Annotated in this window: 18 protein-coding genes; 15 read left to right on the top strand and 3 right to left on the bottom strand. The window is 54.4% G+C overall.

Annotated elements, in window-relative coordinates; genetic code table 11:
- The first annotated feature begins 18 nt into the window (after positions 1-18).
- The 5 genes from ACW17M_RS12405 to ACW17M_RS12385 all read left to right on the top strand — a co-directional run bounded on the left by ACW17M_RS12405 (position 19) and on the right by ACW17M_RS12385 (position 6,388).
- Positions 19-1,344 carry an enolase C-terminal domain-like protein gene (locus ACW17M_RS12405; protein ID WP_457547532.1) on the top strand — a complete coding sequence of 442 codons (1,326 nt, stop codon included), beginning with the start codon at positions 19-21 and terminating at the stop codon, positions 1,342-1,344.
- 204 nt (positions 1,345-1,548) lie between these two features.
- On the top strand, positions 1,549-2,532 hold the full coding sequence (locus ACW17M_RS12400) for a Bug family tripartite tricarboxylate transporter substrate binding protein (RefSeq protein ID WP_457547531.1): 984 nt from the start codon (positions 1,549-1,551) through the stop codon (positions 2,530-2,532).
- 69 nt (positions 2,533-2,601) lie between these two features.
- Positions 2,602-3,072, top strand: a complete 471-nt coding sequence (locus tag ACW17M_RS12395) for a tripartite tricarboxylate transporter TctB family protein (RefSeq protein ID WP_027959946.1) — start codon at positions 2,602-2,604, stop codon at positions 3,070-3,072.
- A complete protein-coding gene (locus tag ACW17M_RS12390; RefSeq protein ID WP_457547530.1) occupies positions 3,072-4,589 on the top strand; it encodes a tripartite tricarboxylate transporter permease in 1,518 nt (505 codons plus the stop codon). The genes ACW17M_RS12395 and ACW17M_RS12390 overlap by 1 nt, the downstream gene beginning before the upstream one ends.
- 113 nt (positions 4,590-4,702) lie before the next feature.
- A complete protein-coding gene (locus ACW17M_RS12385) occupies positions 4,703-6,388 on the top strand; it encodes a thiamine pyrophosphate-binding protein (protein ID WP_457547529.1) in 1,686 nt (561 codons plus the stop codon).
- Positions 6,389-6,425: 37 nt separating this feature from the next.
- Here the strand turns inward: ACW17M_RS12385 and ACW17M_RS12380 are convergent, their stop codons facing one another.
- The gene (locus tag ACW17M_RS12380; protein WP_144810367.1) at positions 6,426-6,743 is read right to left on the bottom strand and encodes an NIPSNAP family protein; all 318 of its coding nucleotides are present in this window, start codon (positions 6,741-6,743) and stop codon (positions 6,426-6,428) included.
- A 499-nt stretch (positions 6,744-7,242) separates the two neighbouring features.
- On the opposite strand from ACW17M_RS12380, the gene ACW17M_RS12375 reads away from it, so the two are divergent.
- Together ACW17M_RS12375 and ACW17M_RS12370 are read left to right on the top strand one after the other, a co-directional pair.
- The gene (locus ACW17M_RS12375) at positions 7,243-7,998 is read left to right on the top strand and encodes a FadR/GntR family transcriptional regulator (RefSeq protein ID WP_022521772.1); all 756 of its coding nucleotides are present in this window, start codon (positions 7,243-7,245) and stop codon (positions 7,996-7,998) included.
- Positions 7,999-8,026: 28 nt separating this feature from the next.
- On the top strand, positions 8,027-9,601 hold the full coding sequence (locus tag ACW17M_RS12370) for an aldehyde dehydrogenase (NADP(+)) (RefSeq protein WP_342583913.1): 1,575 nt from the start codon (positions 8,027-8,029) through the stop codon (positions 9,599-9,601).
- 53 nt (positions 9,602-9,654) lie between these two features.
- On the opposite strand, the gene ACW17M_RS12365 is transcribed toward ACW17M_RS12370, so the two are convergent.
- Positions 9,655-11,043, bottom strand: a complete 1,389-nt coding sequence (locus ACW17M_RS12365; protein WP_039859242.1) for an aminotransferase-like domain-containing protein — start codon at positions 11,041-11,043, stop codon at positions 9,655-9,657.
- A gap of 137 nt (positions 11,044-11,180) precedes the next feature.
- Here ACW17M_RS12365 and ACW17M_RS12360 point away from each other — a divergent pair, with 137 nt between their 5' ends.
- Positions 11,181-12,350: an MFS transporter gene (locus tag ACW17M_RS12360; protein ID WP_457547528.1), complete on the top strand. Its 1,170-nt coding sequence runs from the start codon at positions 11,181-11,183 to the stop codon at positions 12,348-12,350.
- A gap of 14 nt (positions 12,351-12,364) precedes the next feature.
- Here ACW17M_RS12360 and ACW17M_RS12355 read toward each other — a convergent pair whose 3' ends face one another.
- Positions 12,365-13,297, bottom strand: a complete 933-nt coding sequence (locus ACW17M_RS12355; RefSeq protein ID WP_342583911.1) for a cation diffusion facilitator family transporter — start codon at positions 13,295-13,297, stop codon at positions 12,365-12,367.
- Positions 13,298-13,541: 244 nt separating this feature from the next.
- Between ACW17M_RS12355 and ACW17M_RS12350 the strand changes: the two genes are divergently transcribed.
- From ACW17M_RS12350 to ACW17M_RS12320, 7 genes are all read left to right on the top strand, one after another.
- On the top strand, positions 13,542-15,653 hold the full coding sequence (locus tag ACW17M_RS12350) for a type VI secretion system Vgr family protein (protein ID WP_457547527.1): 2,112 nt from the start codon (positions 13,542-13,544) through the stop codon (positions 15,651-15,653).
- Between the two features lie 2 nt (positions 15,654-15,655).
- Positions 15,656-16,579, top strand: a complete 924-nt coding sequence (locus tag ACW17M_RS12345) for a DUF4123 domain-containing protein (RefSeq protein WP_457547526.1) — start codon at positions 15,656-15,658, stop codon at positions 16,577-16,579.
- A gap of 11 nt (positions 16,580-16,590) precedes the next feature.
- Positions 16,591-20,076, top strand: a complete 3,486-nt coding sequence (locus ACW17M_RS12340; protein ID WP_457547525.1) for a toxin VasX — start codon at positions 16,591-16,593, stop codon at positions 20,074-20,076.
- Positions 20,077-20,109: 33 nt separating this feature from the next.
- Entirely contained in the window at positions 20,110-21,222 is a 1,113-nt protein-coding gene (locus ACW17M_RS12335) for a hypothetical protein (protein ID WP_457547524.1), read from the top strand.
- A 28-nt stretch (positions 21,223-21,250) separates the two neighbouring features.
- Positions 21,251-22,363 (top strand): hypothetical protein, encoded by a 1,113-nt coding sequence (locus ACW17M_RS12330; RefSeq protein WP_457547523.1) that lies wholly within the window; start codon positions 21,251-21,253, stop codon positions 22,361-22,363.
- A gap of 28 nt (positions 22,364-22,391) precedes the next feature.
- Positions 22,392-23,525, top strand: a complete 1,134-nt coding sequence (locus tag ACW17M_RS12325; protein WP_457547522.1) for a hypothetical protein — start codon at positions 22,392-22,394, stop codon at positions 23,523-23,525.
- A 74-nt stretch (positions 23,526-23,599) separates the two neighbouring features.
- The gene (locus tag ACW17M_RS12320) at positions 23,600-23,998 is read left to right on the top strand and encodes a hypothetical protein (protein WP_039859246.1); all 399 of its coding nucleotides are present in this window, start codon (positions 23,600-23,602) and stop codon (positions 23,996-23,998) included.
- Positions 23,999-24,011 lie beyond the last annotated feature (13 nt).

Raw genomic sequence — 24,011 nt, 5'->3', positions numbered from 1 at the left:
AAGAGAGGTGTACGACATATGTTTCCAAAAATTAAATCAATGAAAGTGGTACCAGTCGCAGGTTACGACGGTTTCTTATTAAATCTCAGTGGCGGTCATGCCCCCTGGTTTATCCGCTGTGTGGTCATCCTTGAGGATAATGCAGGTAATCAAGGCGTGGGTGAGATCCCTTCCAGTGGCGGCATTCTTAAGGGGCTGGAGCAGTGCCGTGAGCTGGTGGAAGGCTCGCAAATCAATAACATCAAGCACACCCTCAATCAGGTTCGCCTGCGATTGGCTCAGAACGGACGCGAAGAGCGGGGGCGTCAGACGTTTGATTTGCGCGTAGCGGTACACGTGATCACCGGAATTGAGTCGGCGCTGTTAGACCTCTATGGGCAAGCACTACAGCTACCCGTCGCCGACCTGCTCGGTCAGTACGGCCGTCAGCGCGATGAAGTCGAGGCATTGGGCTACCTGTTTTTACTGGGTGACCCGGGCAAGACAGACCTTCCATACCCTAACGCGTATAACCCACAGGATAGCTGGGATGAAATACGCTACCAAGAAGCGCTAACACCCGAGGCCGTGGCTCAGTTGGCCAAAGCCGCTTATGAGCGCTATGGGTTTAAAGACTTCAAGCTAAAGGGCGGTGTATTACGTGGGGAAGAGGAGGCTGATTGCATACGGGCGCTCCATGAAGCATTTCCCGATGCTCGATTGACGCTTGATCCCAACGGTGCCTGGAAACTGGATGAAGCGGTGCGCGTGTTGGAGCCTATCAAGCATCTGCTCAGCTATGCTGAAGACCCCTGTGGCCAGGAAGAGAGCTATTCAGGGCGCGAGACTATGGCCGAGTTTAAGAAGCGAACCGGCCTACCCACCGCTACCAATATGATTGCGACCGATTTTAAACAGCTGCAGTACGCCGTTCAGCTCAATTCGGTGGATATACCTTTGGCAGACTGTCATTTCTGGACCATGCAAGGTGCGGTAAAAGTGGGTGAGCTTTGCAACGAGTGGGGCATGACCTGGGGCTCTCACAGTAATAACCACTTCGATATTTCGCTCGCCATGATGACCCACGTTGCAGCGGCTTGCCCTGGTGAGATTACCGCGATTGATACCCACTGGATTTGGCAAGACGGGCAGCGAATCACTAAAGACCCATTGCTCATTCGCAATGGCAAACTCAAGGTGCCCACCACCCCAGGGCTGGGGGTTGAGCTTGACGAAGAGAAGCTTATGGAGGCGCATAGTCTTTATAAATCGTTGGATACCACACAGCGAAATGATGCCATGGCGATGCAGTTTTTGATTCCTGGGTGGGAGTTTGATCCTAAGCGTCCCGCACTCGTTCGTTAAAGCACTTTCTCGATGATGATGGACCTAGCCAGACGTATTACCGATAGAGAGATGTGGTCAGTTAGGTAAGCGCTCGACTTTGGTCTAGTTTTTACATCTCTCTATTGTAGCGCTAACAAGAACACACTAAGTTTCAAGTTGTATGATGTATGACTTGATCATAAGAAATAGTTTGCTGATAGGTTTTAAACCAAGGAGTACACAATGTATAAAAACAACAAAACCCTGCTAACCCTGACCGCTGCCGTCGCTTTATCCTCACTATCTGGCGTGGCGCTAGCTGACTACCCTGAGCGCGATATCCGCGTGATTGTGCCTTGGGGGGCCGGAGGGGGTACCGATGGTATCGTCCGGAAACTGACCACGATTGCAGAAGAAAGCCTCGATGTTTCCATGTATGCAGAAAACATCGAGGGCGGCGTGAGTGCCACCGGTATTGGCCAGCTTATGAGCGCCCGGCCCGACGGCTATACCATTGGCGCGTTAACCTACGACAGCCTGGTGACCGTGCCTTGGCAAGCCATGCTGCCCAGTTACGATATTGATAAGTTGAAGCTGATTGCACGAGTAACAAGCGAGCCCGACGCTATCGTTGTTGACGCCGATTCCGACTATCAAACGATTCATGACCTTATTGAAGCGGCTAAGGCAAATCCTGGTGAGATTCGCGTAGCCATTCAGAATCTTGGCGGGCGTATCCATCTAGCGATTCTACAGCTTCAAGAGCTGACCGGTACGGAGTTCCGAATCGTCTCTTATCCTGGCGGAGCTGCTCCTCAGAAAGAGGCCATTCTGTCCGATGAGGTCGATGTTGCACTTACCAGCCTGGGCGATTTTTCCAATCTCCTGGAAGATGGCACCGTACGCGGTCTCGTTGAGTTCTCCGATACGCAAAACCCGACGTATCCCGATGTGCCTACCACCGCTGACGAGGGGATCGACCTCCAGATTGGCAGCTTTATTGTGTTCGCCGCACCAGCAGACACCCCGGAAGAAGCCATTAACGTACTGGAAAGCGCTTACAAAACGGCTTACGACAGTGATGAGTTTCAAGAGTGGGTTGCCAACGTCGGTGTTACGCCGAACTGGCTGGGTACCGATGAGGTGACTGCCTGGGCTGATGAAACGGCCGAGTCACTGTTCAGCGAAATGGATGCTCTGGTAGAAGCAGGCGTGATGTCCAAGTAACTCGCTACTCAAAGAGCGTGGCGCCGGTTACCGGTGCCACAGCTATCTCAAGCAGAGGATTTTGAGTCAATGAACAACGTCGAACGCTTTAGAAGGTCGGCAGTACTTTTTCCTGCCTTCTTACTGATATTGACCACGATCTACCTGGCGGAAGCCTTGAGCATACGCTCTCAGTTTGGTGGTGACACCATTGTGGGGCCGCGCTTCATGCCTATCCTGATGGCGTTCATCATGTATGCAGCGCTGATAGTCGTAATCGTAGGAGAGTGGCGCAAAGAAGCAGAGGCGGCTGCTGGTGGCTCTCTGCTAAGGCCATTGCTGATTGTGGTGGCGACAGGCATCTACATCGCCTTGTTTCGTCCCTTGGGTTACGTGCCCGCTACGCTGGGTTTCGTGGTAGCCCTCTTTCTTATCTTTGACTTCGAAAAACATCGGCCCGCCTTCTTTATATTTTATGTGATCGCCGTTACAGCGCTCTTTTACGGACTATTTGCCGGTATTTTCGGGGTACGGCTGCCTCCCCTGTTAGGAGGATTCTAATGGAGACCTTTGTTAGTTTCCTGGGCGGTTTTGAAGCATTGCTGAGTTGGGAAGTGCTTGGCTTCATGATTGCCGGTTTCTTGATTGGTACCTTTTTCGGTGCCATGCCAGGCCTCACATCAGTGCTAGCCATTGCGCTGTTGTTACCTATTACCTATACGATCGACGTAGTACCTGCGCTGGTCATGTGTGCCTCGATCTTTATGGCGGGGATGTACTCCGGCAGTATCACGGCTACCACCATCAATATTCCCGGTGCGCCGTCCTCGATGATGACCGCCGTGGAAGGCAACGCCTTGATGTTAAAAGGGCAGGGCGCCAATGCGCTGGGGCACGCGGCGCTGGGCTCGATGATCGGTGGGTCAATCGGCGCGTTACTGCTCATGGCGTTCATGCCCATTGCCGGTGAGCTGGCGCTGCTGATCCGCACCCCAGGGAAGTTCTCACTGGTGCTTTTTGCGTTGGTGGTGATCATCATTGTCGATAAGGGCGCTATCGCCAAGGGAATTGTCGCTACGACGCTGGGCATCATGCTGGCTACCGTGGGAATAGATGTGCTCCAGCCAATTCCGCGCTTTGAGTTCGGCACTGAACTGCTGGTGGAAGGTATCGGTTTGATGCCGGTGGTCATCGGTGCGTTTGCGGTCAGTGAGCTGCTGGTACAGGCGCAGAACTGGAACCTCTCTCTGGAAGGCTCCCTGAATAGGGCGAAGGGCTTAAAAATACGTCGGCGCGATTTTATTCCCCCCTGGTCTGAAATCCGCGAAGTGGGCTTCTTTACCTATATTAAGAGCGCCTTTATTGGTTATGCGATTGGCATTTTACCCGGCGCGGGTGGCTCTATGGCCGCTTTTGTGGCTTATGCTGATGCCAAACGCGGTTCGAAGAAGCCTGAGGAGTATGGCAACGGCAGTCGAGAAGGTATTGCCGCGGCTGAATCGGCGAACAACTCCATGTGTGGCGGTGCTTTTGTGCCAATGCTAATGTTCGGGATTCCGGGCGACCCTACCACGGCTATTGTACTTGGCGTTTTGGTTATCAATGGTTTACAGCCAGGGCCACGTCTCATTGAACAGCAGGCTGATCTAATAGCGCCCATGTTTGCCTCTTTGTTTGTGAGCGCCTTGATCCTCATCCCGCTGACGCTGTTCCTGTTCGGGCCGTACTTTATTCGTATCGTCTCAATCTCCCGTGGTCTGCTCTACAGCGCCATCGCCGTGGTAGCGCTCGTCGGAAGTTATGTGGCGACCTACTCAATTTTTCAGATGTTTTTAGCCCTATTGTTTGGTGTGTTGGCTTTCTTCCTGCGCAAACATAACTACTCGGTTGTGGCCATGTTGCTAGGTTTCATCCTGGGGCCGGATCTGGAACAGTATTTGCGCCGCTCCTTGTCGTTCAATGACGGTAATCCGATCGTCTTTTTGACGAGTATGGACAGTCTGGCTTTCCTGGTGCTAACCGTCGTTTTCGCCTATCTAATTCTGCGCAAGAAGCCGAAGCTTGATGCCATTCCGTGATCTTAATAAACATTTGTACACAACAAGATTGGTTTCTGTTACTCGCTATGCGCCTCCTGTATTGATCATCACGAACGGCTGGGGGCGCTCTTCTCTGCCATTAGGATGCCAACATGACAACAAAAACTCGCCCACTACCGCGTACCGGGGGAAAAGTACTGGTTGACCAACTCCTGATCCACGGGGCTGATAGTGGCTACTGTGTGCCCGGAGAGAGCTACCTGGAAGTGCTTGATGCGCTTTATGATCAGCGTGAACACTTCACCCTCTACAATGCGCGGCACGAGGCCGGAGCGGCGAATATGGCCGAGGCTTATGGCAAGCTGACGGGGCGCCCTGGAATTTGCCTGGTGACACGCGGGCCTGGCGCTTGCCATGCCGCTATTGGCGTTCATATTGCCCAGCAGGATTCGACGCCAATGATTCTTTTGGTCGGCCAGGTCGACCGTCACTCTATGGATCGGGAGGCGTTTCAGGAAATCGACTACCGGGTGATGTTCGGCGGTATGGCTAAGTGGGTGGCACAGATAGAGGATGCGAGTCGAATTCCCGAATACATGGCGCGCGCCTTCCGGGTAGCGACGTCAGGCCGCCCAGGCCCGGTGGTGCTGGCGCTACCTGAGGATATGCTGACCGATATCGTCGAAGTCGAAGACGCTGTTCCCTACACGCCGTCAAGGCCGGGCGTTGCCGTGGAGGAAATCGAGAAAATCGCTGCCCTGGTCTCCCGTGCCGAACGTCCGATGATGTTGGTCGGTGGATCGGGCTGGACAGCTGAGTCCTGCGGGCAGATACGCACCTTCGCTGAAACTAACGGCATTCCAGTGGCCTGCTCCTTTCGGCGTCAGGATATTCTGGATAATGCCTCAGAATGCTATGTGGGTGATTTCGGCACCGCCGTGGTGCCGTCACTGATAAAGCGCCTAGCCGAGGCCGATCTGCTACTCGTTGTCGGAGCCCGGTTAGGCGAGATGACCACCCGAACCTACACCACGCTGACTTCACCAAACCCCAGCCAGACGCTGATACACGTGCATATTGACCCGGATGAGATAGGCCGTGTGTTTAGTCCGGCGCTGGGCGTTGTTTCGGCCCCTGATAAGCTGGCTGCAGCGTTAGCCGCTCACGACTGGGGGCAGCGCAGCCGTTGGAGTGAGTGGTGCAAAACGTTGCGAGATGAGTATCTTGCCGATATTTTGCCTCCGTCACACGATTACCCGCTCGATATGGGAGCGGCGATGCATGCGTTGCGCGCCAGTCTACCGAAGGAGTGTATCGTCACTCTGGACGCCGGAAACCATACCGGTTGGGCGCAGCGCTTTCTGGCTTACCAGCGTCCTGGTCGGATTATTGGCTCAACCTGCGGGGCAATGGGGTATTCCGTACCTGCCGCTGTGGCAGCTTCTTTACGCGAGCCCGATAAGTGTGTGCTGGCGTTTGTCGGCGACGGCGGCTTTATGATGAGCGGTATTGAGATTGCCACCGCCGTACAGCATGGTGGCCGGCCCATCGTGCTGCTATTCAACAACGGTACTTACGGCACGATTCGCATGCACCAGGAGCGTGAACATCCTAATCGCGTTTCGGGAACCGATCTGGTGAATCCAGACTTTGGCCAATTGGCAGCAGGGCTTGGCGCGCATTTCGAACGTGTTATCGATACGGCCGCTTTCAAGCCCGCTCTGGAGCGGGCCATGGCCTCGGGTCGCCCTGCCGTGATCGAGCTTGTGACTGACCCGGAACGTATTTCAACACGCACTACCGTCACAGCACTGCGTTCAGCTAAAGCTCGTTCATAAAGGAACCACTTCATGAAGAGACCTGCTAATCAAGAAATCAGTCTTTAAAGAAGGGGGCGGGGACAACAATCTTGTTTTCCTGGCTAATTAGATAACCCGCCTCGGCACTTTTCTTGAGATAGGCGGCCCATTCTGGGTCGCTCTGCATGGCGGCGCGCCGCTGGCTACGGTCAGCGGCATCTTTGAACACCCATATATGCACATAGGAGTTCACATTGCCGGTTTCTACCGGCCCGTATAGCAGAGGTTCGCCAAGGTGACGTTTTTGGATGGCCCAGCCATGCTCTTCGTAGAGCGCCATCTGTTTCTTCAACGTGCCTGGGGTGCAGGTATAGGTACGGTGGTCATACAGCATGGTGATACTCCTTGATGATTACTCTATTAAGGGCTGCGGGTTATCCACCCAAGGTGGCGCTATGCAAGTAAAGAACCTTGTGTGATCTCGCCGGTATGAGGGTTGCGTTAAGTCTTATCGCCTTTGGATCCCTCTATGAATCACATGTTGTATTACATCATACAAGACCGCAACAAAAAGCATGCACCGATTGCGCCATAAGCAAGGGGGGATAAGGTATGTGAGACCGTAATGTTGATGAGCTTGATTTTTATCAAAGTGCTACTTTAACTTTGGTTTAGATTTCGTTAGTTATGCTTGCTTGGCACAATAACCAGACCTACCTTTTTTCTTGTATGATGTGTTATATCTGGTATGAAAAAATATTTGTTATTACTCGTGATGGCATTAAAAATAGAAAACAGGCTGTCTGGGGTCATTCAGAAGCCGTTTATTGGCACTTTCAAGACCTAGGTTGTACGATATAATACAACTTGGATATTAATGAAGGATAGCTTCCATGGTCAAAACCAGCGCAGCGGCATCCGCCCTAAAACCGCTTCAAATAAGTAAAGTGACACAGCAGGGAAGCTTGTCCGTGCACGTGGCCGACCAGTTGGAAGCGTTGATCACCCAGGGGAAAGTAGGCGTGGGAGAAAAATTGCCCACTGAGAACAGTCTTTGTGACTCCTTTGGCGTTAGCCGCACAGTCATACGTGAGGCCATCACACACCTTAAATCCCTGGGGCTTGTTGAGACCCGACGTGGTGTAGGCACTTCGGTGCTGCGCTCTTCTACGGTAGAGGCGCGGCCTGCAGAGCGGATAAACCCGACCACCGTGGAAGATATCTTGCACCTGCTGGAACTGCGGCTAACCTTAGAGCCAGCGGCAGCTGAACTGGCTGCCTTACGCCATGATGATGAAGATCGTCAACGGCTCGAAGCGCAGCACCTTGCTTTTAGCAATGCGTATGCTGCAAAAACCCAAGCTCGAGAAGAGGATTATTTGTTTCACTTTGCGATTGCCACGGCGACCAAAAATCCTTTCTTTCAATCTTTCTACAAGCAGTGGAGTCAGAGCGTGATTCCCCGCGCCAAGCTGCTGAGTATTGATATTAACCCGATCTCCTCAGAGCGCTATTTAGAGCGAGTTCAGGAAGAGCACGCCTACATTCTCGAAGCTATTCTTTCTCGTGATGCTCAAGCAGCCCGCGAAACCATGTACCAGCACCTTAATCGGGCGCGCAATACATACGCCCAGTATCGCGACCAGTGATACCACTGACCCATATAAGGAGCAACATATGACGATTCGAGGCGAAATGCTGATAGGTCAACAATCAGTGACCGGCACCCAAGCCAATATTCAAGCTGTTAACCCAGCCACCGGTGAAAAACTAGAGCCTGTCTATACTGGCGGCAGTCGAGCCCATGTTGAACAAGCCTGCGAGCTGGCTGAAACGGCCTATGCCATCTACCGCGAAACGTCTCTCGAAGAGCGCGCTACGTTTTTAGAAACCATCGCCAGTGAAATAGAAGCGATCGGTAGTAAGCTGATTGAGCGCGCCATGGCTGAAACGGGCCTGCCCCAGGCACGCATCGAGGGTGAGCGAGGCAGAACCTGCGGGCAACTGCGACTGTTCGCTTCAGTAGTGCGTGCCGGTGAATGGCTTGATATACGCATCGACCCGGCCATGCCGGATCGCCAACCGCTGCCGCGTGCTGACCTGCGTCAGCGTCATATCGCCCTGGGGCCTGTCGCTGTCTTCGGTGCCAGCAATTTTCCGCTAGCATTTTCGGTTGCGGGTGGTGATACCGCTTCGGCCCTAGCGGCTGGCTGCCCAGTGGTGGTGAAAGGTCATTCTGCGCACCCAGGCACCTCTGAGCTGGTGGGCCAGGCGATTCAAAAAGCCGTAAAAGCCTGCAATTTACCGGAAGGTGTTTTCTCGCTGCTGTTTGGCGCCGGTAACGAAATTGGCCAGGCGCTGGTGGATGATCCGCGTATTCAAGCGGTTGGTTTCACCGGCTCGCGCAGTGGCGGTATGGCGTTGATGAAAACGGCGCAAGCACGCCCTCAGCCGATCCCGGTCTACGCTGAGATGAGCAGCATTAACCCTGTTTTCTTGCTACCGGCGGCACTTAAAGCGCGCGGTAAAGCGCTGGGCGAAGCCTTTGTTGGCTCACTCAATATGGGCGCGGGCCAGTTCTGTACCAACCCTGGCTTGGTCATTGCGGAAAAAGGTCCTGAGTTGGATGCCTTCATTGAGGCAGCGCGAGGCGCTGTGGAAGCCAGCGGCGCGCAGACAATGCTGACACCGGGTATCCACCGCGCCTATCAAGAGGGCGTGACCAGCCTGAGCGGCGCAGCTAAAGTGCGCGAAATCGCCCGCGGCCAGACGGGCAGCGACTATCAGTGCCAGACAGGACTGTTTGCCGCTTCAGCGAGCGATTTCCTCGCATCTGAAGCGCTGCAAGCGGAAGTGTTCGGTGCCAGCTCGTTGATTGTTGAGTGCGAAGACGCGTCGGAAGTAAAACGTGTTGCTGAACAGCTGGAAGGCCAGCTCACCGCCACACTGCATATGGACGACGCCGATTTGGATGCCGCTAAAGCGCTGCTGCCTACGCTTGAGCGCAAGGCAGGGCGTATTCTCGCCAATGGTTGGCCCACGGGTGTCGAGGTGTGCCATGCCATGGTGCACGGTGGCCCGTTCCCGGCCACCTCTGATTCGCGCTCGACCTCCGTCGGTTCGGCGGCTATTCACCGCTTCTTACGTCCGGTTTGTTACCAGTCCCTGCCAGAAGGCTTACTGCCCGATGCGCTGAAAGAGGGCAACCCGCTGAAGGTGTCGCGGTTAGTTGACGGCAAACGCGAGCTGTAATTAACGGGGGGTTACCAGCCCCCTTCAGCGATATCAGAAGGGCCGCTTTAATCCTAACTTGCCGCCTCAATAAACCCTTTGGCTCTGGGATCTTGTATATAGGCTACATTAAGCCGGAGCCAGGGTGTTGGCTGGTGATCGGCAAAAAACAGATGCCCCGGCGATAGCGTGATTTCCCACCGGTTAGCCAGTTCACTCAGGGTTTCAGGGGCGATGGCTACCGGTGGTTTTGCCCACACAAACATCCCACCAGCCGGTTGGGTATACACCTCCCAGCCGGCATTTTTCAGCATCGTTAGTGCCATTGCCATTTGATTGGCGAGCTTGATGCGCAGCCGTTCGGTAAGCTTCCGGTAGCTGCCGTTTTGTAGCAGGGTGGTGACCACTTGCTCGGCAAACCGCGAAGCGGAGATGCTGGTCAACATCTTGATATCCACAAGGCGCTGCACCCAAGCCACGGGGGCGGCGACAAAGCCTACTCGCAGTGAAGAGGAAAGGCTTTTCGAAAAGCTGCCCAGGTAGAACACCCGGCTCAAACCGTCTAGCGCTGCCAAGCGGGTGGTGGGGGTGTGCTGAAAATCCGCGTAGATATCATCTTCAATAATCTGAAAATCGTGTTGCTCGGCGAGCTGTAACACTCGGTGCGCCACCGCCGGGGTTAGCGTGCTGCCCGTGGGGTTGTGAAAAACGCTATTGATGTAGAACAGCTTTGGGCGGTGCTCGGCCAACAACACCTCCAAGCGCTCGATATCAGGCCCATCGGCTAATCGCGGCACGCCAATCACGCGGATTCGCTGTAAGTGCAGCAGGCCGAACAGATTGTAATAGCCTGGTGATTCCACGAAGACCACATCGCCAGGCTCAAGAAGCATCCGCACTAGTAGATCCAGCGAATGGCTACCGCCACCGGTCATCACGATCTGCTGGGCGTCCGCAGTAATCGCCATTGGGCGCAGGCGTTCCTGGATTAAGCCGCGTAAATCCTGCGGCCCTTGAGGAGTACTGTACTCGAAAATCCCCGAACGGCTTTTACGTGCCACTTGGCGAATGGCGTGAGTGAGGTCATCGCCTTCGCGCCAATTGCTGGGCAGCCAGCCGCAGCCCAGCTTGAGCGTGTGCTCATTGGCACTGAAAAGCCCCCATAGCCCGTTGGTGACCTCTTCCAATCCGCTCGTAGCTGCGGGTTGTGATACCAGTGCTGCCGCGCTATCCGCCACATAAAAACCTGAACCGGGTCGTGAACGCACTAAGCCAGAAGCGACAAGCCGTTCGTAGGCTTCAATCACCGCATTACGGCTGATGTGGTGGGTGGCGGCTAAGCGACGAATAGAGGGTAAACGACGGCCACCACCGGCACCGTGCGCTGCAATCCAAGCGCGAATACCCGCTTCGAGCTGCTGGGCGATGGGCGTTGTGGCGTGCCGATTAACCTCTAGTTTCATAACGTTCCCTATGGCTTTCAACTGTTCACTAAAAAGGCGGAACAGTGTCTGGAAAGTGGAGGTTAAGTGTACCTTACCGCTGTGCAGTAAGCGTGGGAGGGTAGCGGTTCAATGACTTACTTATTTAGGACTTAGCCATGAGCCGCACTGTCAATCGCGCTAACAATAAAAGGAGCGCAGCCTGCCTGGCGTTTGCGCTATGTACGATTACCACGGCGGTTAATTTACAGGCCCCTCTTTACGATGCGCTGGCGGCGCGGGATAGCTTGGGCGTTGGCGCCACCAGCATCGCTTTTGCCTGCTATGTGGTGGGCATTATACCGGTGTTGCTGGGGTTAAATGGCTTGGCCGATCGGGTAGGGCGCAAGCCACTAATTATGACTGCGCTGTTGTTATGTCTCCTGGCGACCGGGATCACCCTGATAGCGCCCGGTTTGCTGGCGCTGGGTGTTGCACGCTTTCTGCTGGGTATCAGTACGGGGCTAACGTCTGCGGTAGCTCCCGCTTATATGCAGATGCTGTTGGGTGGTGAGGACAACCGTGTGGCGACTAACTATGTAACGGCCAGTACCGCTCTCGGGTTTGGGCTAGGGGCCGCGGTGACTAGCCTGTTTGTTTTCCACACCCCAAGCGTATCGCCACCCAGCCTGTGGATTTATTTGGCTACCGCTTCGTTGGCGCTGGTGGTGGTCACCACGCTTAAGGATCGTGCACCGAGCACCACTAAAAGTCCTATGCTGCGTTTGCCCAGCTATCCCCAAGGGGCTATCTCCTATGGGTTGGCGATTTTGTTGGCCTGGGCGTTGGTGGGGCTAGTGATTGCGATTCTGCCTTCGGCATTAAGCCAACACGGTTTATCCGCCTGGAGTGGCTTCGCCACCTTCGGTATCTGCAGCTGCGGGGTGCTGTTTCAGCCCTGGGCGAGAAGACTTGCGCCGCGCAGCGCTACCCGACTGGGGCTGGTGATTTTGCCGATTGCCTATGGGTTGATCGCCTGGGGAGCAGTTCATGGTTATCTTGCGGCGGTGCTGCTGGGCACGGTAGCAGCCAGTAGCGCTTGCTATGGGTTTATCTACCTGGGGGGATTAAGCGGCGTGTTGGCGATTGCGGACGGCTCGGCTAGTCAACAAGCCACCCAAGCCAGCGCGGGCTATTTCCTGATGGCCTATCTGGGCTTCAGTATCCCGGTGATCACTACTGGGGTACTCATTGATGCTGTAGGGCATACCTTGGCGTTAACGCTATTTGGCCTTGCGCTGCTGGTTGGCGTGATCGCCACGCTAGTTCTACTGCGCAAGGCTCGGTAACTTGGACAACTGATCTATGGTTGCTTCTCTACCAATAGACCACAGGAGGGCGCTGCCCAGCGGGTGTTGGCAGTAAACACCACGTCACACACCACGGGAGAGTAGTAGCGGCGCACCTCGTCATCGACGCGTGTCCTGAGTAAATCCTGGGTGGAGACCGAAACATCGGATGCGTCGGGTAGTACCACATGCACTATCACATATAGCAGGCGCCCAGGGCGAACCATGCGCACCCGCACCTCTTGAGTGTCGGTATCAGCCAGGGCATTCGCCACGGCTTGGCGAATGGGCACCGCGATAGCCTCTTCCGGAGTTTTGTTGAGTAGCTCGTTCAAGGCTTGGGAGGCCATCCGCACCGGCACGCCTAAACACAGCACCACCACCGCAATGACTAATACTGAATCCACATAGGGCAAAATCGCTTGCCAGCCTAAGCGATCAAACACCATCACTAGGCAAAATGCCGTTAACACTGCAGCAGAAATGACGCTGTTGACCACCCAGTTGAGTTTGTCTGCCGCTATCAAAGGGCTGCTTACGTGACGCTGGCTACGGTGCATCACCCAGGCTGTCAGCGAGCAGGCAAAGGTAGCAAACAGGGCATATAGGACTGCCAAACCCGCCGCGATCACTCGGCCGCCGGTGAGCAGGGCGGCAATGGCATCGACCAAGGCAAAAATAGACACGCCTAAAATAAGCAGCCCTTTGCACAGATTCACCAGCGACTCAAAGTAGCTATAGCCGAACGGGTAGGATTCGCTATCGGGGCGGCTGGCTAACTTGCTCACCTTGATCGTCACCAGGGCAACACTGAAATAGATCAGATTAAACAGCCCATCCAGTAGGATCGCCTGGGAGTTGGAGGCGAGTGTGGCCACGATGCCTGCACAACCAATTAACAGCGCCATAAAAGCGGAGAACGCTAGAGTGCTTGATTCTGTCTTCACGAAGGTTTCTTCCAGTGTACATAGTCAAAATAGCCAATAAGCATAGCAACTTTGTTGGTCACAACGTCAGTGGCTTATTGAATGCTGGCTGCCTGTTTGATGAGTCTTCGGCCCTATTTTGTAAGAGATCTCTTACAAGCGTGTAAGACATTGACGCTTCGTGCCCTCAAGGGGTTGCCCTCTGCCCCTGGCTCGCTATCCTGACTGCCTCTCATTAGCAGTTGATGATCCAAGGAGCGGAGCGATGGCGGATAACACCGGCCTGCAATTTACCCTGACCCTACCCGGGGCCGATGACACCGCCGTGGTGCGCTTTACCCATCGTGAGGCGCTGTCTGAGCCGTTTTCGCTCTCGGTTGAGTTTGCCAGCCGCACCCACGACCTGTCGCCCAGCGACTGTTTGGATCAAAACGCTACGCTGACCATTTGGCAGGACGGCGAGCCACTACGCCGCGTGCATGGGATGATTTCAGAGCTGCACCGCGGCGATAGGGGACACCGGCGCAGCTTCTATCGGGTGGAGATTCGCCCTGCACTGTGGCGGTTATCGCTGCGCCATAATTCGCGTATCTTTCAGGACACCTCGCCGTTTGATGCCATCACCACCCTCGCTAATGAGCGTAGCCTCACCGATATCGGCTTTGCCACCACCCGCACGCCCCTTGATCGGGAGTTTCTGGTTCAGTACCGCGAGACCGATCTGGCCTTTATCGAGCGTTTAGCCGCCGAAGAGGGCTGCTTCTATTTTCATGAGTTTGAGAACACCGAGGGCGGTAAACACCAGTTGGTATTTGCCGATGCCACCGTGGTGCTGCCCAGCGTGGGCGAACGCACCTACCACAGTCGCGCCGGGGGCACACCGCCCCGACGCCACCTGCGTAAATTGCGTCAGGTTAGCCGGGTGCGCCCCGCCTCGGCGATGCTCAAGGACTACACCTTTAAGAACCCGCCCTACGCCCAGGTCCACGAACATCAGTCGCCGGGGCTGGGCGAACACGCCCAACGGGAGGATTACGAGCACTTCGACTACCCCGGCCGCTATAAGAAGGACGCTTCCGGCAAGCCGTTTACCCGCCACCGCTTAGAGTCCCTGCGCGCCGACGCCACCACCGCCGAGGCCGAGAGTGACCTGCCCGAGCTCGCCCCCGGCATCTGCTTTACCCTCACCGACCACGATATCGATAGCCTTAACCGTGCTTGGCAGGTGGTCTCGGTGGTGCACCACGGCGAGCAGCCCCAGGCGTTGGAAGAGGACGGTATGGCCCGGGGCGGTAATGGAAGTGGAGCCAGTTCAGCGCAAGCAGGCGAGCAGATGACCCGCTACTATAACGAGCTGGTGATCATGCCCAAGGATCAGACCTTCCGCCCGGTGCCCAACCCCAAGCCGCGGGTCGATGGCCCCCAGGTGGCCTTTGTGGTCGGCCCGGAAGGCGAAGAGATCTACTGCGACGAACACGGTCGGGTCAAGGTGCAGTTCCCCTGGGATCGTTATGCCGAACCCAACGAGACTGCCAGTTGCTGGGTGCGGGTGGCACAGGGCTGGGCAGGCGGTGGCTACGGCAGCATGGCGATCCCGCGGATCGGCCATGAGGTCATTGTCTCGTTTTTAGAGGGCGACCCCGATCAACCGCTGGTCACCGGTCGCACCTACCACGCGGTGAACACCCCGCCCTACCCGCTGCCGGCCAACAAGACCCGCACGGTGATCCGCACCCAGAGCCATAAGTCGGAAGGCTTTAACGAACTGCGCTTTGAGGACGCCACCGGCGAAGAGCAGATCTGGTTTCACGCCCAAAAAGATCTGGAGCTGCTCACCCTTAACGACCGCACCGAGGAGATCAAACGAGATAGCCATCTCAAAGTGCACAACGACCGCATCAGTGAGATCGACAACGACGAGCACCACACGGTGCACCGCCACCGCTTTGAGCACACCGAAGGTGCCCAGCATTTAAATGTTGAAGGCACTATGCATATGCGTGCCGGGCAGGCCTGGCTAAGCGAAAGTGGCCAGGAACTGCATATCAAGTCGGGCCAAAAAGCGGTACTCGAAGCCGGTAGCGAAATCACCCTCAAGGTGGGTGGCAGCTTTATCAAGCTGGACGCCAGCGGCATCACCATCGTCGGCCCCCAGGTCAAGATCAACGCCGGTGGCAGCCCCGGTAACGGCACCGGGCAGGCGGCTGAGCCGCCCAAACTGCCACCGGTGCTAGAAGGTAAAGATCATGACCGGGCAGAGGCGATAGGGCATTCGCCGTTGCTAAGTAGTGCTATTGAGCCAGCTACGCAATACGCCGCGCTGTTGCAAGAAAGTGCGTTATGCCCACTGTGCTCCCCTCGTAAGGAGGCGAAGTAACCATGGCCACTGTTAATCAGCCTACCCACTTGCTCAACGCCACAAGTTGGCAATGGCCGCGTAACCGAAACGTTTTTCTTATATTAGATGGCGTAAGGGTCAAAAAAATCGCACAGCGCTTATATACCTGGTCAGACGGCAACCTAAACGCTGAATTACTTTATGCAGGCACGCCCTTGTCATCATTGAATGACATTTCACCATGGCTAATCCAGCTTTCGGGGCCCCAGGATTTGGTATTGAAAAGCTATCTGGCTCAAGGAACGCTGCCTGAGTGGGGCTATTTAATCGAAAGTGACGCCTCTCTAACCGACGTGGCAAAACACTACCGCCAACTATTGGTCGTGTTACACCCCTTGGGAGCACCCATGATGCTAAGAGTGGCTGACCCCGCTGTTATTGCCGCCATGCTGCCGAATAATAGCTCAACGGCCACGGCCCCATGGGGGCCCATACAGCAATTACATTTGCCGGATGCAGTGAAGAGCGCGTGGCAGCATCCAGAGCCCGGGCACTCCGCCACGGCACCGCTAATGATTGATGTTAGCGGCTATCAATTGAGCGAAGAGCAGCACCAACGATTGCAGGCCTGCAATAGACGCCGCGACATTCGCCACCTGATGACATTTGTAGAACAGCATCATGACGGATGGCCATGTGCCGACTCAGCCCTACAGCGTTTTCGGTTACTCGCGTTATTAGTTGAGGACGCGCGTCATTACGGCTTTAACTCGCCTAAAGAGTGGGCGCTGCTGTGCACCTTAATGGCTCGTTTGAACCTCACCTCCTGGGAAGCGCTAGAACAGCATTCGGTTTATCCATTGTTAATCGACAGCAGCGATTCAGCCCTGCAGCGCCTAAAGCAAGCGCTAGCCACTACTTCACCAAAAACTGGGTCACCAAACACCGCCGCTGCGGCGATATAAGGAAGCTAACGATGTCTGCGTTTGAACGTCCCTCAGATGACCGTGACAATGCCGAATTTGCCGCCCACGAACTCTCTTCGCGGGATAGCGAAGAAGCCGCTACTTGCCCTCTTTTTACCGGCAAGGTACGGCTGGTACCGCTACGTTACGGCATTGTAGAAGAGCTTGAGCCCGAAAAAAGCATGCCTTACTCACTGACAGCTCGCCCGCTAGGGATACGCCTGCTGCGCAATGGCTTTCTCTATGTATTGGATGGCGAAAGCAACGAACTGCACGAGTACGAGTATCGCGATCAAGGGGACACCCTCAAGGGGCACAATGGCGGCAAGCTCGAATACGAGACCAACCGCACGCTTTACGTCTGCTTTTCAGAGATCCAGTGGACAGGTGCAAAACGCGCCCAGGTGCAGGAAAGCGAAGAGGATCGCGATGCCTTTATGCAAGCGGTCAATCTTGCCAGTGCCAACCCAGTCACAGGTGGCGGCAGGGATCTGATCACAACAGCCCAGGCAGAAGAGTGGGTAGCCGAGTTTGCAGAAGACGCCGAGCTAGAGGTGCCGGAAGAAGGTTACGAGCATGAGGCGGAGCCCTATCTCTGGGAAAATGATCACTACTACCACAAAACGCGTTTAGGCAAGCTGCTAGCTCAGCATGAGGTGGAGGATCGTGACGAGTGCCTCTGCCTAATCGTGCGTGATGATATTGGCGTTATGCGTGATTTGGCGCAGTTTCAGGATAACGTGGTGGATTGGCTGGACGAATGGGTTGAAGAGGATGAGGGCCGCACAGAGCGCAACTATGTGTTGGGCTGCTATATAGAGTCGATTACTCAGCTAACTGCTGAGAACATGCAGCAGCTAGCGCCTGGCGAGGAGGGTTCTCCTGAGCATGCGTTGTGGCAAGATTTGGAAGCGTTGGATGACGAAGATCGAGAGCGTACAAGAAGCGCAATACTTGATTACCTAAATGAAGATGAACAATTACCTCAGCCCTATAGCCCTGACTTACCTGAAGACCTACAAGCATCTATTGACCATATTGGGCAAAAGCCCAGTCGAACAAATGCCTATGAAATAGTGCAGCAACAGCAGGACGCTATCCGCCGCTACTACGCCAAACAAAGTATGAGTAATGGCGATCCTGATTACATTGACAAGCATTTAGATACGATAATCGACCTGAAGCGTAGCAATAATCGGCGCGTACGCGACATGTTAGAAGGGGCCTCTTTTGGACAACGAGGTATCAATGACCTAGTTAATCGTTCAGAGATGGATGCCTTCCTAGCGGAGCAGCGACCAAAGTTAGCCCGTTGGAACGAGCTGCTCGCCAAAATCAGCCAGGATCGCTCCCAAATGCTGTGCTCTAGCTATTTTCATCTCGCCGCGTGGTATTTCGATGCAGATGATGAAGCCCAGGTTGAAGCTGCCTTTTCCACTGAATACGCCTGTATCCGCGATATCTGTCGAGATGATGACGTCATCGAACAGATCCATCAGTGGTTGGCCGAAAACTCCCACTATGACCGGCCGCTATTCCATACCCGTAGCCTGCAGGAGCAGGCGACGCTGATAAAAGACTACACTGCCCTTTTTGCTGCTGGTTATGGTGTTATTTCCAATATCCAAAGCTGGATAGAAACGCTAACACAAGCCGAGCGTGGTAAGTTGCCTGATGTGGCCGAGTTGCCTGCTTCGGTGCAGGCGCTTGCCAATGCTGTTCAAGCTAACCTCTCACCTGCGATGGGTATTGGCTTTGCGAAGATCATGGAGCAGGTGACGCAAGTAACCGGTCAAAGCAGTGTTGAAATACCTCCTCTGGAAGATCTATTTCGCCAACTCAATCCACCGGCTACCTGGGCACGCATTGTGGATGCTGCCAGGGTCAACCAGGCAAGGTTTGTGGTGTCGGCCGCCAGCCTGGATGACCTAATGGCGCTTATCAAAGAAACACTTCGTATGCGCCAGCAACTGACTAGCCTAAATAATAGGCGCCAGCAGGCGTCAGGTCGTGAGCGCAGCAGGCTAAGTGCTCAACGTAGAGATCTGCAAAGCCGCCTTGCGGCGAGCGAGCATAAACTTGCCGCGGCACTCAGCCCGGTTGGCGACGCGGGTGCCAATGATCTGGTGTTATCGCAAGGTGGGGCCGGTAGCGCAGGGTTGTTACTGGAGTTTGATGACGCAGCAAATGCGGTGGCGGTGGGCAGGGTTACCAGCAACCTTCGGCAGGGCATTTATCGAGCCCCGCCCGCAGCGTTGTTGGGAGATGGCGTTGGGCTATTGGTTTTCGTTGGGCAAGCGGTAAATTTATGGGCTGCCTCCAAAGCATGGAATGACGCACGTAGTGGTGATGATAAGGAAATAAGCAAAGCGAGAATAGATTTCGCTGGAGCCTTTACTGCCACTGTCACAGCAGGCTTTATGGCAGCACAAAGTATCGGCAATACGGCGTTTGAGGCACGCGCTCAAACTCTGGCTAGAGCGCTGAGCACAAGCCAATCAAACGGGGTATATGCTCAGTTAGGTAAGATGCATTTTGGGTTTGGGTTTGTTGGTTATCTAGCTGGTTTTGCAGCAGCAGCCTTTAGCCTAAATAACAACCATAATAACTGGCAGAGTGCCGTGCGTAGCGGTAACGATAACGCTCAAATTGCAGCGGCAGTGTCTATGGTAGGCGATGCAGGGTTGATGGGAACTTACGGTTATGGGCTCTCTTCAACTCTCCGGACGGGGGCTAGCGTAATGTTAAGCAAAGCCACTACATGGTCGATGGCTGGCTCCTACCTTGGCTCGGTTTTCTGGCGCGTTAATGTCGTCGGGCTGGCCTTTACAGTTTTACAGCTTGGCGCCACTTGGTTCTATAACCGCCACAATATATCCCAACATGACCAGTGGTTGCTAAATTCACCGTGGGGCGTAGAAGGCGGCAATGAGCGCTTGGAGTACTACTTGCAAGAGTTGCAGCGAATTACCCAAGCGGCGCATATCACCTTGGAAGAAGTCTATTTAGATAGCTGGGTACCCAATTTTGTACGCGACCCAGATCACTATATTCTGGCGCTGCATTTGCCAGGGATAACCCCTGGGGCGCTGCAGCCCCCTCTAGTTGGCAAAGCCCCAGTGCGCCTGTCCCTTAAAGCATGGCAGGTACAACCTGTCAAAATAAGACCACGAGATGGCGCACTCAAAGCCACAGAACGCTGGTTAGATGCTTCAGCGGAGTTGACGCAGGCGCTAATAATAAACGCCGAGAAAGATAACCATGCCATTTTTTCGGGCAGCACGCCCGCGCACCGCCCCACGGAGCGAGGTTATACCACCGAGCACTGGGTTATCGGTATCCAGCTTGAACAACTTGATGGTGAAGGCGACTACCAAGCAAGCGAAGCATATATCTATATTGATCCCCGTGGCGGGGACGGCAGTGGCAAGCGCTACACGCCTTCCACTTTTTCGCGGCGCGGCGATCCTGGTCGCTGGCAGCTAATTGAGGTTTAAGTTTTTTATGTTAATGCAAACAGGGTATCAATTATGAGTCAGCAGGCACCGGACTTGCCTCAGCCCGATTCGAGTCAGCCCCATCAGGCGGGGGAAACCCAAGCTATCCCCGGTGGGCGTATTACCTACCTGGCCCCAAAGCCTCTGCCAACGGCGCATGAAGCGCTGGATCTAAACGGCATCATTAGCACGCTCAACGATGCCTGGTTTGACATCGGAGGAGGATATTTGCCTGTCTTTGGTTGGCAGTTAATCACGGGGGGGATATTTGGTTTTTTTCTATTACTTGGAGTCCTTGCTCCAACTATTCTTCTGTTAAATATGCTGGATGCACCCTTCGAGTTCATTTGGGAGACTTATAAATTTTTTTTATGGGCAGGGCTGGGGGGGGGAGGGGCTGGCTTACTTATTGCATTACCAACACATTACTTCAGTATTCAAAGCATAAAGAAAACGACGCCAGTACGTTTCCATCGCCAGCGCCGCGAGGTGTGCTTTGTATTAGAGGGCGCCCAAGAAACGGTGATCGTTCCTTGGGAATCACTGATGGCCTGGGTGGTAGAGGCTCGTAGCGTGACCCAATACGGCGTTCAACAACAGTTTGGCATGGGATTTGGCTACGCGCATCCGGAAACCGGCCAGTGGCTCAAACAGGAATTTATGACCATGGCTAAACCCCTGGCCATCAGCCACTGGGAAGCAGTGCGTGCCTATATGGAGTACGAGATTAATTCACTTGCCGAGGTGCAAGACCCGCAAGTGGTCAAGGGGAAAGATGACCCACTCTGGGAAGGCGTGCACACTTTGCGTAATGCACGCCGCCATATCAATCAGCGCCGGGCCAACGGTGAAATCGGTTGGTTGTACTGGAGCTGTTGGTACGCGATTGACATCATTCAGCTCTGGAATCTGCCAGGCTATCTAACGGAATGGGACAACAAGCGGCTAATGAAGGCGCGACCTAATTTATTGCCTGCCGAGATGTTGGAGTGGTCTAAACCATTGCCTGAAGAACAGTATGCCAAGCCTAGTGAGGAACTGACCAGACTTTCTGAAGAGGTGCACCGTATTCGCGAACACGACCCTGCCTTGCCTATTGAAATGGTATTCACCGAAGCCTACCGGCGTCAGGTGCTCGAAGCCTGATCATGTTAACGCGACAAGGACGTCAGAGATGAGTCAAAAGGCACCGGACTTGCCTCAGCCCGATTCGAGTCAGCCCCATCAGGCGGGGGAAACCCAAGCCATCCCCAGTGGCCGTATTACCTACCTGGCCCCAAGCCCTCTGCCAACGGCGCATGAGGCGCTGGATCAGAACGGCACTATTAGCAACCTTAACGAAGCCTATTTGGATGTGGGTGGGGGATATATGGATGCTTTTGGGTGGCAGCTATTGATCGGCGTGACGTTTAGTTTATTTCTCTTATCCGCATTATTTGCCCCAAGTTTAATTTGGCTAATGATGCCTAATGCGACATTAGATTTTAGTTTTTGGTTAGCCAAATTTGGCTTCTGGGTAGGTATAGCGGGAGGGGGAGCTGTTTTTTTAGCGATGTACTCAGGGCACTGGACAGGGCTTAGACGTTTGCGTGATACCCCGCCTGTGCGCTTTCATCGCCAGCGCCGCGAGGTGTGTTTTGTGCTGGAGGGCACCCAGGAAACCGTCATCGTTCCCTGGGAGTCGCTGATGGCCTGGGTGGTAGAAGCCCGTGGCGTAACCCAATACGGCGTTCAGCAGCAGTTCGGCATGGGATTTGGCTACGCGAATCCTGAAACCGGCCAGTGGCTCAAACAGGAATTTATGACCATGGCGAAACCCCTGGCCATCAGCCACTGGGAAGCGATCCGTGCCTATATGGAGTACGAGGTTAATTCACTTGCCGAGGTGCAAGACCCGCAAGTGGTCAGGGGCAAAAATGACCCAGCCTGGGAAGGCGTGCACACTTTGCGTAATGCACGCCGCCATATCAATCAGCGCCGGGCCAACGGTGAAATCGGTTGGTTGTACTGGAGCTGTTGGTATGCGATTGACATCATTCAGCTCTGGAATCTGCCAGACTATCTAACGGAGTGGGACAACGAGCGGTTGAGGAAAGCGCGGCCTAATTTATTGCCTGCTGAGATGTTGGAGTGGTCAAAACCACTGCCAGAAGAACAGTATGCCAAGCCCAGTGAGGAGCTGACCAGACTCTCTGATGAGGTGTGCCGTATTCGCGAATACGACCCTGCCTTGCCTATTGAAATGGTATTCACCGAAGCCTACCGGCGTCAGGGGCTCGAGGCCTGATCATGTTAACGCGACAAGGACGTCAGAGATGAGCCAAAAGGCAGCGGACTTGCCTCAGCCCGATATCCTCCAGCCCCACCGGGCTGGTGATATTGAGTCCTTTCCAGGTGGCAAGGTTATTTACCTGTCGCCGACTCCCTTGCCCACGAATTACGCACCTCTGGATTTCAACCAAGCTATTGGGGAAGTGAACGACGCTTATCTTGACTTTGGTGGAAGTCTCCCTACTCCATTTACATGGCAAGTAGTACTGGGAGGCCCTTTTATTAGTTTTTTAATGTTTGTTTTTGTTATTCCAATGTTGGGGGGAGGGCTAATGTGGTTCATTGGAAAGGATATTGCCCTATTTTATGTAGGGGTTGCCGGGCTTTTTAATGAAGCCTTTGCCAAGGCCTCTGTGATCTGCACCTTGATACTGATTCTCGCCTTGTTTATCAAAGCCCACTACCACTTCAAGTTTCGCGAGGCTGTGCCCACCCGTTTCCATCGCCAGCGTCGCGAGGTTGCTTTTGCGCCAGGTGACGGTAAGCCGCCTATCATCGTGCCCTGGGAGAGTGTGGCAGCCTGGGTGACCCAGGCGCAGGGGGTAACACAATACGGTGTGCAGCGTCAGTATGGCTTGGGGATAGGCTTTATCGAGCCTGAAACCGGGCAGCAGCACTTCCTGGAGTTATCACAGCCCGGCATGCCATTGGCATTGGAGCTTTGGGAAGCGGTGCGGGCTTATATGGAGTACGAGGTCAATACTCGCGAGGAACTCCAAGACCCGCACGGCCTGTATCGCCCCGGCGATCCGCCCTACGAGGGTGTGCATACCTTCCATAATGCCCGGCGCCGGTTGCACCGCCGTTACCGCGAGGGCGAAGTAGGCCTGTTCAAGGTCACGATGTGGTACCTGTGGCACATTATCGACCTATGGACGATTCCCTTCCATCTGGCGGAATGGGAAATACGCGTTATCCAAAAGGCCGGACAGAAGACGCTACCGGCGAGCCTTGATGAGTGGTCTCAGCCGTTACCCGAAGCGCAGTGGGCCAAACCCAGTGAAGAGCTCACGCGTCTATCAAAAGAAGTCAAACAGCGCCATGCGCAACAGCCAAGCCGGCCGATCACGGCTATCTTCGCCGAGGTTTATGCAGAGGAAACGCTACTCTCAGCCTGAAGAACCGAGAGTGGGTGCGCAACCAGGTCGCTTAGCGATAGTGTATCAATAACCCAGTATTGGAGAGTACAGCATTGAGTGAAAAAGAAGCCTGCACAAAAGAAGAGAAAGCCTTAGTTGAAAACATTGATTTCGAGTGTCCCTCATGCAGCTCTTGTTTCTGCGAAGATTCACCATGGATTGCCGACCTTTTGAAAGCCAATAAGGCTACTTGCCCAAATTGTGAAGGTGAGTTGCTGATTGGGACTGAAGACAAGGATCGCCTAGCGAGTGTTATGAAGAAAAGAGAGCGATTCGGGAAGGCGATGGTTGTTTTTATGCTGCTCTACACCCTCGGGGGACTAATCGTGTCTCTCTACTTTGGCGGACTTGGGTTTATTCTTTATATGCCCGTCGGGCTGGGGATTTTTGGTTTACTGAAGGCGCTCGTTGATAACCAGGCTGATTTGACAATTGGTCTGAATAAAGCCTGATGATGGTAATTTT

This window comes from Vreelandella sp. 2A-K22, assembly GCF_054065485.1.
The sequence above is the reverse complement of the archived record's forward strand: the minus strand, read 5'-3'. Positions and strand labels throughout refer to the sequence as shown.